12 protein-coding genes and 2 pseudogenes are annotated in these 16,046 nt (G+C 68.4%); 7 read left to right on the forward strand and 7 right to left on the reverse strand.

The window, feature by feature from the left end:
* The first annotated feature begins 26 nt into the window (after positions 1-26).
* On the forward strand, positions 27-1,469 hold the full coding sequence (locus OGH68_RS30355; RefSeq protein ID WP_264248457.1) for an aminopeptidase P family protein: 1,443 nt from the start codon (positions 27-29) through the stop codon (positions 1,467-1,469).
* A 95-nt stretch (positions 1,470-1,564) separates the two neighbouring features.
* Here OGH68_RS30355 and OGH68_RS30360 read toward each other — a convergent pair whose 3' ends face one another.
* From OGH68_RS30360 to OGH68_RS30375, 4 genes and pseudogenes are all read right to left on the reverse strand, one after another.
* Positions 1,565-2,002 carry a glutaredoxin domain-containing protein gene (locus OGH68_RS30360; protein WP_264248458.1) on the reverse strand — a complete coding sequence of 146 codons (438 nt, stop codon included), beginning with the start codon at positions 2,000-2,002 and terminating at the stop codon, positions 1,565-1,567.
* A 119-nt stretch (positions 2,003-2,121) separates the two neighbouring features.
* A complete protein-coding gene (locus tag OGH68_RS30365) occupies positions 2,122-2,256 on the reverse strand; it encodes a hypothetical protein (RefSeq protein WP_264248460.1) in 135 nt (44 codons plus the stop codon).
* A 216-nt stretch (positions 2,257-2,472) separates the two neighbouring features.
* Positions 2,473-3,786, reverse strand: coding sequence for an MFS transporter (locus OGH68_RS30370; RefSeq protein ID WP_413471137.1), 1,314 nt, complete (start codon positions 3,784-3,786; stop codon positions 2,473-2,475).
* Positions 3,787-4,143: 357 nt separating this feature from the next.
* A pseudogene (locus OGH68_RS30375) lies at positions 4,144-5,124 on the reverse strand (UvrD-helicase domain-containing protein); the annotation flags it as partial.
* A 217-nt stretch (positions 5,125-5,341) separates the two neighbouring features.
* Between OGH68_RS30375 and OGH68_RS30380 the strand changes: the two are divergent.
* Positions 5,342-7,018: a DUF262 domain-containing protein gene (locus OGH68_RS30380; protein ID WP_264248462.1), complete on the forward strand. Its 1,677-nt coding sequence runs from the start codon at positions 5,342-5,344 to the stop codon at positions 7,016-7,018.
* 77 nt (positions 7,019-7,095) lie between these two features.
* Here the strand turns inward: OGH68_RS30380 and OGH68_RS30385 are convergent, their stop codons facing one another.
* On the reverse strand, positions 7,096-7,566 hold the full coding sequence (locus tag OGH68_RS30385; RefSeq protein WP_264248464.1) for a hypothetical protein: 471 nt from the start codon (positions 7,564-7,566) through the stop codon (positions 7,096-7,098).
* An 80-nt stretch (positions 7,567-7,646) separates the two neighbouring features.
* Entirely contained in the window at positions 7,647-7,883 is a 237-nt protein-coding gene (locus tag OGH68_RS30390; protein ID WP_264248465.1) for a DUF397 domain-containing protein, read from the reverse strand.
* Positions 7,884-8,599: 716 nt separating this feature from the next.
* Between OGH68_RS30390 and OGH68_RS30395 the strand changes: the two genes are divergently transcribed.
* Positions 8,600-9,064, forward strand: coding sequence for a hypothetical protein (locus OGH68_RS30395; RefSeq protein WP_264248468.1), 465 nt, complete (start codon positions 8,600-8,602; stop codon positions 9,062-9,064).
* A gap of 50 nt (positions 9,065-9,114) precedes the next feature.
* Here OGH68_RS30395 and OGH68_RS30400 read toward each other — a convergent pair whose 3' ends face one another.
* Entirely contained in the window at positions 9,115-10,542 is a 1,428-nt protein-coding gene (locus OGH68_RS30400; protein ID WP_264248469.1) for a hypothetical protein, read from the reverse strand.
* Positions 10,543-10,990: 448 nt separating this feature from the next.
* On the opposite strand from OGH68_RS30400, the gene OGH68_RS30405 reads away from it, so the two are divergent.
* The 4 genes and pseudogenes from OGH68_RS30405 to OGH68_RS30420 all read left to right on the forward strand — a co-directional run bounded on the left by OGH68_RS30405 (position 10,991) and on the right by OGH68_RS30420 (position 15,935).
* On the forward strand, positions 10,991-13,240 hold the full coding sequence (locus OGH68_RS30405; protein ID WP_264248471.1) for a pentapeptide repeat-containing protein: 2,250 nt from the start codon (positions 10,991-10,993) through the stop codon (positions 13,238-13,240).
* Between the two features lie 215 nt (positions 13,241-13,455).
* The gene (locus OGH68_RS30410; protein WP_264248474.1) at positions 13,456-14,532 is read left to right on the forward strand and encodes an IS630 family transposase; all 1,077 of its coding nucleotides are present in this window, start codon (positions 13,456-13,458) and stop codon (positions 14,530-14,532) included.
* 109 nt (positions 14,533-14,641) lie between these two features.
* Positions 14,642-15,540, forward strand: a pseudogene (locus OGH68_RS30415) (IS5 family transposase).
* Complete coding sequence (locus OGH68_RS30420; RefSeq protein ID WP_264244456.1) at positions 15,537-15,935, forward strand: PspA/IM30 family protein; 399 nt, start codon at positions 15,537-15,539, stop codon at positions 15,933-15,935. Before OGH68_RS30415 ends, OGH68_RS30420 begins: the two are co-directional and overlap by 4 nt.
* Positions 15,936-16,046 lie beyond the last annotated feature (111 nt).

A 16,046-nucleotide genomic window follows, 5' to 3' on the forward strand; every position in this document is an offset into this window, starting at 1 on the left:
CCTCGCCCGTGGAGACACGGAACCGCATGGAAGCCCAACGGAAGAAGGTGCACGACGTGGCGAAGCGCCGGAAGAACGGCCTCTACCAGGGGATCTCCGCAGAGCTGTCCGCGCTGATGCGGACGGGCTGGGCGGACACCGAACGGCACGGCCTCCAACTCACCGAGCAGGCCCCGCACGCCGCCCGCCGCCGCGCCGCGCTCTCCGCGCGGTTCCCCGGCGAACGCCTCGTGATCCCCTCGGGGAACCTCAAGGTCCGCTCGAACGACGACACCTACCCGTTCCGGCCGTACTCGGGCTACGTCCACATGGCCGGAGACCAGGTCCGGGACGGCGCGCTCGTCCTCGAGCCCCGCGCGGACGGCGGCCACGACGCCTACTGCTATCAGCTGCCGCGGGACAGCAGGGACGACGACGAGTTCTGGACGGGCGCCCACGCGGAACTGTGGACGGGCCGGCGCCGCTCACTCGCCGAATCGGAGCGCGTGCTCGGCCTGCCGTGCCGCGACGTGCGCACCGCGGCCGCCGACCTGGCCGCCGCCTCCCGAACGCCGACCCGGATCGTCCGCGGGATCGACCCCTCCCTCGAGGCCGCCGTCACCACCGACGCGGAGCGGGACGCCGAACTGGAGGAGGCGCTCAGCGATCTGCGCCTCGTCAAGGACGCCTGGGAGATCGGGGAACTGCGCAAGGCCGTGGACTCCACCGTGCGCGGCTTCACCGACGTCGTCGGGGACCTTTCCCGGGCGATCGCGTCGTCGGAGCGCTGGATCGAGGGCACGTTCTTCCGCCGCGCCCGCCTCGAGGGCAACGCCGTCGGCTACGGCTCGATCTGCGCCGCCGGCGAGCACGCCACGATCATGCACTGGACGGACAACGACGGCCCGGTGCGCCCGGGGGACCTGCTGCTGCTCGACGCCGGAGTGGAGACGCACTCCCTCTACACCGCCGACGTCACCCGCACCCTGCCGATCAGCGGCACCTTCACGCCCCTGCAGCGCGAGATCTACGACGCGGTGTACGAGGCCCAGGAGGCCGGCATGGCGGCGGTCAAGCCGGGCGCCCCGTACCGCGACTTCCACGAGGCGGCCCAACGCCACCTGACGGCACGGCTGGTCGAGTGGGGCTTCATCGACGGCCCCGTCGACCGCGCGTACGAACTCGGCCTGCAGCGCCGCTTCACCATGGCCGGCACCGGCCACATGCTGGGCCTGGACGTCCACGACTGTGCACAGGCCCGCACGGAGGAGTACGCCGACGGTGTGCTGGAACCGGGCATGTGCCTGACCGTCGAGCCGGGCCTGTACTTCCAGGCGGACGACCTGACGGTGCCCGAGGAGTGGCGCGGCATCGGCGTCCGGATCGAGGACGACCTGCTCGTCACCGACGACGGCCACGAGAACCTGTCGGCGGGTCTGCCACGCGCCGCGGACGAGGTCGAGGCGTGGATGGCGCGCTTCGCGGGCTGAACGTGGCGGATGGCGTCAACGAGCGCAGATCCGCCGGCGGTTGCTGCGGCCGCCGGCGGATCAGTCCTGTCCATTGTCGGCAGCGGCACAAGCGGTCATGCGGAACGGGAGAGCTGTTCACGTACCCATCGCGGGTCGGGGTTGGTATGAGGCCGCCCCGCCACGACGACGGTCGGCACGGTCTCGTTGCCGTCATTGGCCGCCCTCACGACGGCGGCGCCGGCCGGGTCACGCCAGATGTCCACCCAGTGCAGTCGGCGTGCGCTGCGGCCCAGGCGGATGCGCAACCGGAGGCAGTACACGCAGCCCGGCCTCCAGAAGACGACCGGCCGGGCGTCGACCGCGCTGCGGCGCTGTGCCTCCTCGGCACCGACCGACTTCGGGAAGATCAGCGGCGAGTTCACGCCGGCGAGCAGCACGAACACCGCCAGGAGTGCTGCGGCTGCGCCGGGAGACCCGTTGAAGGCCCGTACCGTCGCCAGGAATGCGCCGCAGAGGACGAACAGTGTCGGCAGGAGCCAGGCGCGCATCATGACGACGAAGGCTATCGAGACGTCGAGTCGCTCATCGAACCGAGATCGCCGGTCAAGCAGCGCAGGCATGTCGGGCGGCGAGGCGGTCATGCACCGTCAGGTCGTTCATCGTCCCGCACTCACATCGGTGCGCCGCCGGGCCGCTCCGCGCGGAGCATGGAGTAGAGCACCGAATCGCGCCACTGTCCGCCGCGCCACACCGCGGAGCGCAGCACGCCCTCCCTGACGAAGCTACGTGTGGTGTTCTTGCGCATGGTTTCCCCGAGGGCCGGCGGTGCCGAGTGGAGGCGGTTCCGCGGCCGGAGGCCGCAGTGCCCCTGTGACGGAGCGGGTCGGGGTCCGGTTCGGCCGTTTCCGCCCACCGGCCGCATCTGTTATCGCACCGTGACTGGCTTCTGGCCGCAGGGTGGTTCGGAAAGCGACGAAGCCCTGGCGGGCCCGGTCGCACGGACCCGGCCCGCCCCCGCGCGTCACCGCTCCAGTTCCTTGTGCGCGCTCTCCGGCAGTCGCAGGTACACCGCCGACGAGACGAGGCACAGCACCGCCACGTACCAGGGGAACAGACCGGGGCGGTCGAGGTCCTTGAAGAGCGTGCCGACGTAGGGGGCGGTGCCGCCGAAGACGGCGACGGTCAGCGAGTACGGGAAACCGATGCCCGCCGCGCGCACCCTTGCCGGGAACACCTCCGCGTTGACGGCCGCCGAGATCGAGGTGAAGCCGGTCAGCAGCACCATGCCCGCGCACTGTACGAGCAGCAGTGACAGGAACGAGCCGTTCACCGCGCGCAGCAGCGGCACGCTCAGCACCGCGAAGCCGATCCCGGAGAACAGCAGCGACGGTTTGCGCCCGAAGCGGTCGGACAGCAGCCCGCCGATCGGCTGCAGCAGGGTGAAGAACGCCAGTGAAAGCGTCCCGGCGAGCAGCGCGTCGGCCTTGTCGATGTCGGTGTTGAGCTCCGCGTACGTCGGAAGGTACGACGTCCACGTGTAGTAGGCGATCGTGCCGCCGGCCGTGATGCCGCAGATCAGCAGCGACTCGCGCGGATGGTGCCGCAGCGCGTCGAACAGGCCCGGCCGCTCGCCCCGCTGCTGCTCGGCGCTGCGCGTCTCGTGCGCGCCGCGCCTGATCCAGAAGCCGACCAGACTGAGCAGCGCGCCGACGACGAACGGCACGCGCCAGCCCCAGCCGTCCATCTGCCCCTGGGCGAGCACACTCACCAGCAGCGCGGCGATGCCGGAGGCGGCGAGCTGGCCGATCGACGTGGAGACGTACTGGAACGACGAGAACAACCCCCGTCGCCCCGGCCCGGCCGACTCCACGAGGAACGTCGTCGACGCGGCGAACTCCCCGCCCACGGAGAGCCCTTGCAGCAGCCGCGCCAGCACCAGCACCACGGGCGCCATGATGCCCGCGGCGGCGTAGGTCGGAGTCAGGCCGACCAGCAGGCTGCTGCCGCCCATCAGCAGGATCGTGACGGTGAGCGCGAGGCGCCGGCCGTGACGGTCGGCGACGGCGCCCATGAGCAGCCCGCCGACGGGGCGCATGAAGAAGCCGACGGCGAAGACGGCGAACGTCGACAGCAGCGGCACCAGGGAGTTGCCGGAGCTCTTGGGGAAGACCTGGTCGGCGATGTAGGTGGCGAGGAAGGTGTACGCGTACCAGTCGTACCACTCCACCGCGTTGCCGACGGACGCGGCGAGCAACTGCCGTACGGGGCGCGGGGTTCCCGGGGTCTTCGCAGCGGGTGCTTCCTGCGGAGGCATCTCTGTCATGATCGCGACCATCCCCAACTGCGGCCCGCCGTACGCCTCGGGCCGACACCTGGGGACGTAAGCGGGGTCCACGTCCTTCAACAACCGCGCCCGGCACACTTCGGCGATGCGCCCGAGCCACGTCCGGCCGTCGGCGTCGAACTCGTCGCTGTCGTTCCACCGGCCAAACGCCGCCCGCCACAGTGTGGCGACCGCATCGTCCGACAGGGCAGAGTGCAGCAACCGTTGCACGTCCTCCAGCGGTCGCCGTGGCCGAGCGGATGAGGCTCTGGTGAGACGTCCGTGGCACGGTGCGGCCGGTGCTGTGGCACGCGCGTCGCGTCGGTTCGGCCATGGCCGTGGCCGAGGCCGCACGGCGGCGATGCGCGATCAGGCGGTCGACAGCAGCGGCTGGAGGAACTGGCTGGGGGTGCCGTGCCAGAAGATGTCCAGGCTGTCGCGGGCCCTCGTCGCGGCGACGAACAGCAGCGAACGGGCCCGCTGCATCTCCTTGCGATGGCGCAGGGCGTCTGCCGAGCGCAACCGCAGGATGTCCGAACGCGGCACGAGACCCTGCGACGCACCGGCGATGATCATCCGCTGGTATTCGAGCCCCTTGAATCGGAACATCGTGCCGATGTGCACCCCCTCGTCGCCGCGGGGGCCGTCCGGGCCGATCTCGGTGGCTCGAATGCTGAACTGCTGCAGCGTATTGGCCGTTTCCGTCACCATGACGTTGGTGGGGACGCAGACGCCGATCTGCTCCAGCGGGATGTCGTCCCACCCGGCGATCAGCTCCGCGATGCCCTCCCGCTCGGCCTCCCAGCCGACATGCTGATGAAGGGCGGGCAGGCCGCCGCTCAGCACCGACCGGTAGCCCGCCAGGTTCTCCTCGTTGCCGTCCAGGTCGTCGAACGCCTCGCCGCTCAGTACGCCCAGCGCGGAGCCCAGGATCTGCCGCGTCGTGCGGTAGCTGAGCGACAACTTGGAGCTGCGGCCGCGGATGTTGACCCCGAGGCTGCCGAGAGTCACCTGGCTGCTGTAGATCCGCTGGTGGGTGTCGCCGACGAGGAAGATGTCGTTGCGGTCCCGGCGGACCATCGCCCGCAGCATCTTCCAGTGGCCCGGCTGCAGGTCCTGTGCCTCGTCCACCACGATGTGCCGGTAGCGGGGGCGGAGCCGGCCGGCGGAGCTGTCCTGGAGGTGGATGTTGTCCAGGCCGCCCGCTTCCTCCCGCTGCCGCTCGACGGCCTCCATGCGCTGCTCACGCTCGATCTCCAGCCGTGCCGCCCGTTCGGCGACCTGCGCCCAGGTCTGCCGTCCGAGCCCGTCGAGACGCTGGGCGAACCGCTCCGTCAGCTGCCAGATCGGAACGGCCTGGTCTCTCGTGGCCGGGAGGGTAACGGCCTCCCAGGGGTCCCTGAACTGTGCCGACATGGTCAGCCTGGTGCGCCGGCTACATGGTATGGATCCATCGGTTGCCTCGTAGGAGATCGACCGGCGTCGCCCCGCAAGCATCGGGGAACGACGCCGGGGCAATGATCCAGGTTTCCGCCCCTGGCGGCACGCACCTCACCATGATTGGTGCATGCAAGAGCTCGAGGCGCACGAGATGCCCCTGCACAAGGTCTTCAGCAGCGACTACGACTTCCATGTCCCGGACTATCAGCGTCCTTACGCCTGGGAAGAGGAACAGGCGGTGCAACTGCTGACGGACCTCGTCGAGGCACTCGACCGTGGGACGGACGAGCCGTACTTCCTCGGATCGATCGTCCTTGTCAAGGAAGGCCAGACGGCATCGAGAGCCGACGTCATCGACGGTCAGCAGCGGCTCACTACACTGACCATCCTGCTGTCGGTGCTGCGCGACCTCACCGACGACCCTCAGCTGAGCCTCGACCTGGACACGCTGGTGAGCGAACCGGGCTCCAAGATGCTGGGCCTGGCGAGGAGGCCGCGCCTCACCCTGCGCCCACGTGACGCGGGGTTCTTCAGGCAATATGTGCAGACGATGGGGGCCATCAAGACGCTGCGCGCGCTCAACGCCGAGATGCTGAGCACGGACGCGCAGAAGGCTGTCCTCCGAAACGCCGCCGCTCTGCACAGCAGGCTCGCCAACTGGTCGGAGGAGCGTCGGCTCGGGCTGGTGCAGATGCTCGGGGAGCGTACGTATCTGGTCGTCGTCAGTACTCCCGATCTCGACAGCGCCCATCGGATCTTCAGCGTGATGAACTCCCGAGGGCTCGACCTGTCGCCCACGGACATCTTCAAGTCGAAGATCATCGGCGATCTCGGGCCGAAGGCGTCCGACGAGTGCGCCACTGCGTGGGAGGATGCGGAAGAAGCTCTGGGCCGGGAGGACTTCGCGGAGCTCTTCCTCCATCTGCGCATGATCTACGCCAAGAAGCGGGCCGAGCAGGAGCTGCTCAAGGAATTTCCGGAGCAGGTGCTCAGCCACTATCTTCCGGGCAGGGCTGAGACGTTCGTCAACGACGTCGTCCGTCCGTATGCCGATGCTTATGTTCAGGTGCGCGATGCCACCTATGAGGCCGCACAGGGAGCCGAGAAGGTCAACGCCTGGTTCAGACGGCTCCAGCAGGTCGACAACAACGACTGGAGGCCTGCCGCCCTATGGGCGCTGCGCAACCACGCGAATAATCCCCAGTGGCTCGATCAGTTCCTCGGGGCGCTGGAACGGCTGTCGGCCAGCATGTTCATCCGACGCGTCTACACCACTCCCCGGGTCACTCGCTATGCCGAGCTGCTGCGCCAGCTCGATCTGGGACACGGACTCGGCTCGGAAGCACTCGAGTTGACGGACGCGGAGCAGGCAGAGACCCGCGCCAGGCTGAACGGCGACCTGTACCTTGTCGGGAAGATCCGGAAGTACGTGCTGCTCCGGCTCGACGAGCTGCTGGCCCAGGGACAGGGGGTTGCCTACGACCATCCCGTCATCACCGTTGAGCATGTCCTCCCGCAGAACCCGAAGCCCGACTCGCAGTGGATCGCTCTCTTCGATGACGATGAACGCGCCGAGTGGACGCACAAGCTGGCGAACTTGGTCCTTCTCAATCGGGCGAAGAACTCCGTGGCACAGAACTACGACTTCATTGTGAAGAAGGCCAAGTACTTCACCGGCCGCAGTGGCGTGGTGCCTTTCGCTCTGACCTCCCAAGTACTCCAGCACCTCGAGTGGACCCCTGACCTGCTCAGCACGAGGCAGAAGCACCTCATGGAGCTGCTGAGCAACGAATGGCGTCTTTGAAATGCCTGCCGGCTGCGGTCGATCTCCCTGTGATCGGCGCTGTCCTGCACAGGAGCACGCAAGCCCCGGCTGCTCGGTCACCCATGGCGGTCATCGGTGGACAGAGGAGGAAGCGGGCACGGAAGCTCGCGCAGGAAGCGGTGGGGGCAGCACACGACGGAGAAGGAGACGAGGTTCGTGGTCTTCGCGTAGTGCACCCACACGGCGTCGACGCCGCGCCCGAGCGCGTCCGCCGCGTAGGTGCTCTTCACGTCCAGGTCGATGTATGCCCGCCCGCCGTCCACGCGTTCGAAGGGCGGGCTCGCCTCGTAGGTCTTCCGCAGCCAGTCCATCGCGTCGCCCAGATCCGTCCACGTTCGGTGCGCGGCGGCCTGGTCACGGCGCATCAGCCAGTGGCCCACCTGCATGGGCGGCAGCGTGCCGGCGAGGAACGTGCGTGTCTGCTCGTCATGGGTCAGCTGTCCGGGGCGCCGCGCCCCTTCCTGCCCGTACGCCGTCCGCGTACCGGTCCAGGGGCCGAATCCGTGCCAGTGTCCCGACCAGGTCATGTGCGTCCTCCAGAGGGTGCGGGCCGCCCGTGCTCGTGCCGGGCGGCCCGCTGTCGTGCCAGACGGTCAAGGGCGGACGGTCAGATGCTCAGGGCCCGCCTCCTGGCCCAGCCGAGAGCGAAGTCGTCCAGCTCCGCTCCCGTGAAGCGCAGCTCCCTGCCGTTGCCGCCGGGCTTGCTGTCCCGCAGGGCGAACGCAGTCCCGGAGCCGGTGAGCGCGCCGACCTCGACGCAGGTCTCGTGCTCGCCGCCCTGGTTGCCGCCGCAGTAGTTCTCGAACGGGCCGCCCGCGGAGGGAAGGCTGTAGAGGTCGTGCATGGGATAGTCCTCCTGATGCATCCGCTGTGCGGAGATGCGGTCTCCGCGCCGTCGTGCACACGCACCCCACCCGTGTCGTCTGCTGTCCAAGGGAGGCGACCGGGTGGGGAGTTCATCGACGAGTCACCGGGGCCGACCGTCATCGCGTCGGTGAGTATGGGCCGGTATCAGGACGCCACGCCGGAGCAACACGACGACCGTGAGAGCAACGACCCGAACGAGCGGCGGCCGCGCGTCGGTCCCCGTTCGACACGCCGGGAGCGCGCGGCCAGGAGCCGGCGCCGGGCGGCCCGGGGTGGGCGGTCGTGGCTGCGGTGATCATTCGTCACGGTCAACACATTCGCGGTTGCCTACCGCTCTGACCAGCAGCAACCCGCCGACAGAGGACCGGTGTACGAGCATCCGCCACGGTGCGATGCGCGGGTACGGCAGTGCGGAGCCTCGGCGGGCCGGCACTGGTCGGTCTGCCCGGCGCCCGTGCGGGTGCGTGTTCGAGGTGATCGTCCGCGAGGCGTCGGGGGCGCCGCGTGCCGCGTGACGGAACGGCCGGATTCGTCATCCAATCCGGACTGCTTCCCTGGTTCGCGTGCCACGCGTTGTGAGTCCCAGGGCACCCTGGGCGGCACGGGGTGGTCGGGTGTGGACTTCGAGCGTCAACCGTGCGGGAGTCGCTACGGTTTCGCAGAGACGTTGTCAGCTCATGGTGAGGAGTCAGCGTGACGGAACTGGTTCAACAGGTGCAGTTTGACGCCGACGTCGGATATCACAGCTTCTGCCTGCAGGAGTCGGACGATGCGGATCTCCCCGTGCCGTATCCCGACGACACGGTGTTCGGACAGTTCCTCACCGCCTTTCCCGGGAGGATCGACATCTTCAGCGCCGGGCACACGCACACGGCCGCGGTGACCGCGGAGGTGTGGGCCGGGCGCCCGCCGGAGGAGGACCCGGAACGGTGGGACGAGTACGGGGAGTGCGAGTACGTGTCGACCAGCGGTGTCGTGGCCGTCTGGTCGATGAGCCTCGGGCATACCGAGCACAGCGTGACGCTGTCGGACAGCGGCGGCACATGGCAGGTACAGGTGTACAGCGTCGGCCGGGCTGAGGCCGAGCGACTGTCCGCGGAAACCGGCACCGCCGAGGGGGTGGAGCGCTACCTGGTGCGGTTCTGGCGCGCCGCGTAGCGCGGACGACGCGTCGAGGGCGGGGACCCCGGCGGTCCCCGCCCCGTCGATCACGAGGTGATCTTCACCAGGAACCCGTCCTGTAGACCGTCGACGAGCCGGTTCTTCGCGTAGAACCCGAGCAGGAGACTGCCTCCGGCACCGTTCTCCGTCCTGTCGATCGGCCGGACCGAGAAGTTGAACTTCTTGGCCTCGGAATCGTGGTCGGCCTGCGCCGCGCCCTCGTATGTCGTGGCAAACGGGTACTCGTCGCATTCCCGTATGCCGCCCAAGGAGTAGCCGTCCCCCCAGTACCGCTTGCACTGCTTGACGGCGGCCTTACGATTGTCCTCCTTCCTGGTTTTCTCCACCAGGCGGTGCAGCGGCGCTTTCGCCTCCTGGCCCGGCACGTTCTTGGCCGACATGTACGGCTTGGTGTCGAGCGGCTTGGTGAACGCGGTCCGGATGTGCTCGGCGACGGCCCTCTCCTCCGCCCCCGCCTTCGCGCTGTACGTCAGGGTGGGCAGGTAGCTGAAGGTAGCCGCGCCCTTCCGTGAGGGGTTCCCGCCGCCGGTCGAGTTCGCCAGGTAGGTGGCGGCATCCCAGCGCGGGGCGAGCATGAACAGCTTGCCGGTGAGCGCGCCGCCCAGTTTCCAACCGGGCGGCGGGGTGATCGAGATGACCGGTTCGTACACGGCGAACACCAGGTCCGTGCTGCCGCTGCTGCCTTGGCCCGGCTTGGCGTTCACCTTGTGCGTGTACGTCCGCTGCCGCTTGAGTTCGTCGAACGTTTTGGTGCCCGGCAGGGCGCCACTGTGGGTGTAACGGACGCCGGAGGGCCAGCTCTTCGGAATCGTGCCCTTCGTCTCGATCCGCATGGCTGCCGTCGCAGTCGAGCCGGTCGACTGCATCTCGGTGTAGTAGTACGTGAACGTGATCTCGCGGCTGTTCTTTGCAATCGTACCCACGACCCGGACGTTGAACATGCTCTCGCCGACGGGCCGGTTGTTCCGCAACCATGTCTGCAGGAACGTCGCACCTGAGCAGACGGCGAACCGGGACTTGATGAAGAACTTCTGCGTGCTGCCGAGGCCGTTCCGGCACTCGTCGTACGTCATGGTGCGGGCCGGCTCCGGATAGGTGGCGAGCGGCGCGAGGCGGGCGGTCGAGCGATTCTGCGGCTCAGGCGCAGGCGCGGTGGCGGACGGCTTCTTCGCCAGCGGTGCGTACGAAGCGGCCGGGCCCACCGTCTCGGCGGGCAGTCGGGCCTCGGACTGCATCTCGCGCGTCAGGCGACGCAGGACCTCCCTCGCGCGCCCGCTGCGCACCTCCTCCAACGAGGGTTTCGAAGCCCCCGAAGGCAGTACGTACGTCTCGACGCGCAGGTCGTCGCCACCGGCGGGAGCCGCTGAGGACGGCGCTGCTGTGGGCAGCAGGGCCGCGATGGTCAGAAGTGCGAGCGTCCGTCCACGGGCATGACGGGACCACGGTATTCGCATGGTGAACCCCCGAGTTACTTGGTGCCGGCTCGGTGCCGGAGCACCTGGTCACTCCCAGATATATCGAACGGGTGAACGCTTCTTGGGTGGGCCGAACCAGCTTGGCGCGATCCCAAGGTTCTCTGGCCAATTGCGTGGCAGGCGGCGATGGACTCGCGTTCAACGCCTCACGCGACCGTGGCGGGTGTAAGGCGATCCGACGGTCGGATCCACCTGCTTGCCGAGAAGCCGGGCGACCTTCTGGGCCGTGAACTCACGTACTGTGCGCCGCCTTTGGCCGCCGCAGCGAGCACAACTTACGCTTCGGGCGCTGTCGGACCGCACCGAAGACTTCAGTAGCGCACGATTCATTTCACTGCGTCCTTCAGCGGCGCAACGATGGTTCCAGCGCGCGCTCGCTGAGGCCGGATGCTGCAACTGCCCGGTCGTGCCGGAGCGTCCCCATGGCATGACACACCTGAGCCCTGGCCCGTCTCCTGCACCGCCGGAGTGGCCGCACTGCGGCCACGGCGCCGACCCCGCGACCGATCCGGTGGGCTGCCGCGGCATCCACGTCCCCGGGCACACCGCTTGTCTGGCCCACCTGAGCGAGGTCGACCGCACTGCTTACCTGGTTGGCCTGGCCCCCGGCGCCGACATCGACCACCGCGGCACCACCTTCGATGAGCATCTGCTCGTCCAGCTCCTCAGCGCGCTGAGTGACGACAGCTACGCTCGCAGAGATGAATACGCGAGCCTGGCCCCGCCCAGTCTGGGCGCTGCCTGGTTTGGTGGAGCGACTTTCACCGGCGACGCCCTGTTCAACGGGGTGACCTTCACCAGCATCGCTCAGTTCCGGGAAGCGACCTTTATCGGTGATGCCCGGTTTGACCGCGTGAACTTCTCCGGTGATGTCATGTTCCGTGGAGTGACCTTTGCCGGCGATGCCTCGTTCAGCGGGGCAATTTTCTCCGGCGATGTCCTGTTCCATGAAGCCGCCTTTGCTGGCCGAGCTTGGTTCAGCGAGGCGACCTTCCCCGGAATGGCCGTGTTCGATCAGGCATCCTTTGCCGATGACACCCATTTCGGTGGCGCGGTTTTCTCCAGTACCGCCGGGTTCGGCGGAGCCACCTTCACTGGCGACGCCCGGTTCGATGGGGCCACCTTCTCCGGCGACGCCCGGTTTGACTGGGCGAAGATTGACGGAGGAGCCCAATTCAAGAGGGCACAGATCCGCGGCCGAGCCGTGTTTGAACACGCGCAGATCGGCGGCAGCGCCTGGTTCGATGAGGCACAGGTCAGCGGCGATGCCCAGTTCAGCGAGGTGGGAATCGGCCGCCACGCCTCGTTCGCCAGGGCGCAGATCGGCGGCGCCCGGTTTGCAAGGGCACAGGTCCGCGGCCGAGCCGTGTTTGAACACGCTCAGATCGACGGCGACGTCGTGCTTGAGCGAGCGCAGATCGACGGGCGCATCGTGTTCGGCGGAGCGCAGATCAGCGGCGACGCCCAATTCGACGGAATGAAGACCGGTGGCAATGCTGTTTTTGATGGGGCACAGATCGGCGGCAACGCCACGTTCTTAAGGGTGGTATTCGAGCGCACTGCGGTTGTAGGGCCGCTGGTGTGCGAAGGGACGCTGGATCTGTCGGAGGCAGTGTTCGAGACCGCCGTGACCATCGAGGCGGCAGCGACAGCCGTGCGCTGCCAGCGCACGCGGTGGGCTTCCACCGCCGCGTTGCGGCTCCGCTACGCCGAACTGGACCTGCGTGACGCGGTCCTGGAGTACCCGGTGACCGTCGCCGCCCGGCCCACGCCGTTCTCCTCCTCCCGGGAGACCTCACTGCTGGAAGCGGTGTTGTCTGGCCTGGACGTTGGTGTACGTCTGGTGTCCGTGAGCGGAGTCGACGCCGCGCACCTGGTGCTGCAGGACATCGACCTGAGCGTCTGCCGGTTCGTTGGGGCCGTCCACCTCGACCAGCTCCGTGTGGACGGCTGGTGCACCTTCGGCAGCGTTCCCGTCGGCACCGGGTGGTATCGGCGCTACCCCTGGCGGTGGAGCGCGAGGCGTACGCTGGTCGAGGAGCACCACTGGCGCGCCCGGGCCCGCCACAGTTCCTCCTCCCGAACGCGCGGCTGGACGCCACCACCCGAGGACGTCGCCGTCTTGCAGCCAGCCGCGCTGGCCGCGCTCTATCGGCAGGTCCGCAAGTCGCTGGAGGACGGCAAGAACGAGCCGGACGCGGCCGACTTCTACTACGGCGAGATGGAGATGCGCCGCCACGACACCTCCCGTCCCCGGGCCGAGCGGGCGCTGCTGACCGCCTACTGGGCCGTCTCCGGCTACGGGCTGCGCGCCTCCCGCGCCCTGGCCTGGCTGCTGGGTGCTATGGCCACCACCCTGCTCGCGCTGCTGCTGTGGGGCTTGCCAGCAGTTGACCCGAAGCCAACCACCACCGGCCGCCAGGTCGCCGTCGGGCAGGAAGTCACGTTGACCACCGACACCCCCGACCCGGTCAATCCCACCGGGCCGTGGTCCGAGCGCGTCACCACCGAGCGGGTCGAGAAGGCGCTGCGCGTGGTGATCAACTCGGTGGTCTTCCGCTCCTCTGGCCAGGATCTCACCACCGCCGGCACCTACACCGAGATGACCTCCCGTATCACCGAACCCATTCTCCTCGGCCTGGCCGTCCTCGCCATCCGCAGTCGCGTCAAACGCTGACCCCAGCCCCACCGCAGAAGAGACCGCAAGACGCGACGGCCACCGGGTACTGAGGTGATCGTTGCGTTCGCACAGCCCCGAGCCGCCGCACGGAAGATTTCAGTGCGCAGGTCACAGCCACGCCTGCTGAGAGGGCGTTACTGACTTCGGCTCGTCAGGGTGAATCTTTGCGAAATCCCTGAAGGGCCTGGAGCGGTGGCTGTATCCCGTGCTGTGTGAGGTACGCGGATGGGGGCGGGCTGACCGCTGCGGGGCGGCAGCGCCGGGAAGCGGTACGGCTGCAGGCAGCCGAGCTGTTCGAGCAGAAGATCAAGCCGCCGGAGGTCGCAAGGCGCCTGCGGGTGAGCCGGAAATCGGCCTACCAGTGGCACCAGCTGTGGCGGGACGGCGGTCGTGAGGCTTTGGCATCCCGTGGCCCGAGCGGGTCGCGATGCCGTCTGTCGCCGCGCTGCTTGGAGAAGCTCGCCGGGTATCTCGAGCAGGGGCCGGCCGCGCATGGCTGGGTGGAGGACCAGGTGTGGACCGCGGCGAGGGTGGCCACGCTGATCGGCAGGAAGTTCCACGTCTCCTACAGCGTCTCGGGTGCCACCCGGCTGATGCACCGGCTCGGCTTCAGCCCGCAGGTCCCCGCGGCGGGTCGCCGAACGCGACGAGCAGGCCGTCACCGCGTGGAAGGAGGCGACCTGGGCGGAGGTAAAAGAGCCCGGGCGGCCTCGGGTGGATACATCTGCTTCGAGGACGAGGCAGGCTTCACCCGACGGCCGCCCAGAGGACGCACCTGGGGCCGGCGCGGAGTGACTCCGCAGGTGACGGTGAGCGGACGACGTTCGGGCCGGCTGTCCGTGGCCGGGCTCATCGCCATGCGGCCCGGCTCCCGCACCCGGCTGTGCCACCGTCTGCGCACCCACCCCTCGGGCAAAGGCAAGCGCCGCAGCATGGGTGAGCGTGACTTCATCGCGCTGATCGACGGCGTCCACCAACTCGTCAAGGCGCCGATCGTGCTCGTCTGGGACCGGCTGAACACCCACGTGTCCCACGCCATGCGTGAGCTGATCGCCGAGCGTGAATGGCTGTCGGTGTTCCTGCTGCCCGCCTACTCGCCTGACCTCAACCCCGTCGAGTGGGTGTGGGCGCACGTAAAGCGCAGCCTGGCCAACCTCGCCGTACTCGCCCTCGACCGACTCGAAGCCCTCGTACGCAACCGGCTCAAGCGCCTTCAGTACCGGCCCGACACCCTCCACGGCTTCATAGCCGGCACCGGCCTGACCCTCGACGATCCAACGTCACCCTGACGAGCCGAAGTCAGTAAGTCCCGTTCATGATGATGTGGTGTCGCTCGTTCGTGGGTGGTTGGACGGTCCTACGCTCTGACCCTGTCGTGTGCATGGTGGAGTCACGGGCATGGAACGGATGCCGTACGCGACCGACTTGACCGACGGACAGTGGGCGCTGATCGAACCGCTGGTCACCGGGTGGAAGCAGGCGCGGGTGGCGCGGTCGGCGACCGGGGACCTGGCTCCTGCGACCTGCGCGAGGTCGTGAACGCGCTGCTCTACCAGAACCGGACAGGCTGTCAGTGGCGGCTCCTGCCCCACGACCTGCCGGCCTGGTCGGCGGTGTTCTACTACTTCACCCTGTGGCGCCAGGACGGCCTCGACCAGCGGATCCAGGAGATCCTTCGCTGTCAGGTGCGGGAGCGGTCCAGACGATTAGAGGACCCGTCCCTGGTGATCATCGACACCCAGTCGGTCCGCGTGGCGGCCGGGGTGCCGAAGGAGACGACGGGACTGGACGTGAACAAGAAGACGCCCGGCAGGAAGCGAGGGCTCGCCGTGGACGTCATGGGGAAGACGCCCGGCAGGAAGCGAGGGCTCGCCGTGGACGTCATGGGTCTGATCATCGGCGTGGTGGTCCTGGCGGCGAGCGCGCATGACAACGAGGCCGGCATCGCCCTGCTGGACCAGGCGTCCGAACGATGCGGGATACGCCTGGAAAAGGTCCTGGTCGACCAGGGTTTCAAGGACGCCGTGTTCGTCCACGGGGCGGTGAAGGACATCACTGTCGAGGTGGTCCGGCGCAACCCCGACGACAGAGGCAAGGGCTTCGTCCCCCAGCCGAAGCGGTGGGTGGTCGAGCAGGTCAACGGGACCCTCATGCTGCACCGGCGCCTCGCCCGTGACTACGACCACCGGCCCGACAACGCGGCCTCCCGCGTCTACTGGGCCTCCACCGCCGGCATGCTCCGCCGCCTCACCACCCCGACCGCCGCCTGGCGGGACGACGTGGAGCTGGCCGCGTGAACGTCCACGAACTCCTGCGGCTGCTGCAGACCGAACACGACGAGGCCGCCGCACGAGCCAACAGCCTGCGCGAGCAGATCGAACGGCTCACCACCGCCCTCGCCGAGACCGAGGCCCGCCTGACCGAGCTCGTCGCCACCCGAAAGGTCATCGACGGCCTCACTCCACCCGACCACGAACCGGCTTCCGCGAAGACCGACACCGTCTACCAGCGCATCGTGACTGCTTTCAACGAGCACCCCGCGAAGGTATTCCGCGTCCACGACCTGCACGAACACCTCGGCCTACCCACCGACGAGCCTTCGGTCAACGTCACCCGCTCCCGCCTGGGACGACTCACTCGTCAGGGCTTCCTCACCCAGCCCGGACGCGGCCGCTACCAGAAACGGACTTAACGCCCTCTTAGAGCTCGTAACACGATCTTGTTGAGGTGTTCGGGACTGTAAAACGTTCGGCCCTGTCTCACATTCGGTGGTGACGGAGCGTGCTGGTTCGTCGTTGACGTG

Source organism: Streptomyces peucetius (assembly GCF_025854275.1).
Lineage (GTDB): Bacteria > Actinomycetota > Actinomycetes > Streptomycetales > Streptomycetaceae > Streptomyces > Streptomyces peucetius_A.

What these genes read in the sequence shown, in the direction of transcription:
- OGH68_RS30370 (WP_413471137.1), bottom strand. Translation starts at nt 3,786, where the DNA reads ATGGTCGCGATCATGACAGAGATGCCTCCGCAGGAAGCACCCGCTGCG.
- OGH68_RS30390 (WP_264248465.1), bottom strand. Translation starts at nt 7,883, where the DNA reads ATGCACGACCTCTACAGCCTTCCCTCCGCGGGCGGCCCGTTCGAGAAC.
- OGH68_RS30355 (WP_264248457.1), top strand. Translation starts at nt 27, where the DNA reads ATGGAAGCCCAACGGAAGAAGGTGCACGACGTGGCGAAGCGCCGGAAG.
- OGH68_RS30365 (WP_264248460.1), bottom strand. Translation starts at nt 2,256, where the DNA reads ATGCGCAAGAACACCACACGTAGCTTCGTCAGGGAGGGCGTGCTGCGC.
- OGH68_RS30385 (WP_264248464.1), bottom strand. Translation starts at nt 7,566, where the DNA reads ATGACCTGGTCGGGACACTGGCACGGATTCGGCCCCTGGACCGGTACG.
- OGH68_RS30380 (WP_264248462.1), top strand. Translation starts at nt 5,342, where the DNA reads ATGCAAGAGCTCGAGGCGCACGAGATGCCCCTGCACAAGGTCTTCAGC.
- OGH68_RS30360 (WP_264248458.1), bottom strand. Translation starts at nt 2,002, where the DNA reads ATGATGCGCGCCTGGCTCCTGCCGACACTGTTCGTCCTCTGCGGCGCA.
- OGH68_RS30405 (WP_264248471.1), top strand. Translation starts at nt 10,991, where the DNA reads ATGACACACCTGAGCCCTGGCCCGTCTCCTGCACCGCCGGAGTGGCCG.
- OGH68_RS30400 (WP_264248469.1), bottom strand. Translation starts at nt 10,542, where the DNA reads ATGCGAATACCGTGGTCCCGTCATGCCCGTGGACGGACGCTCGCACTT.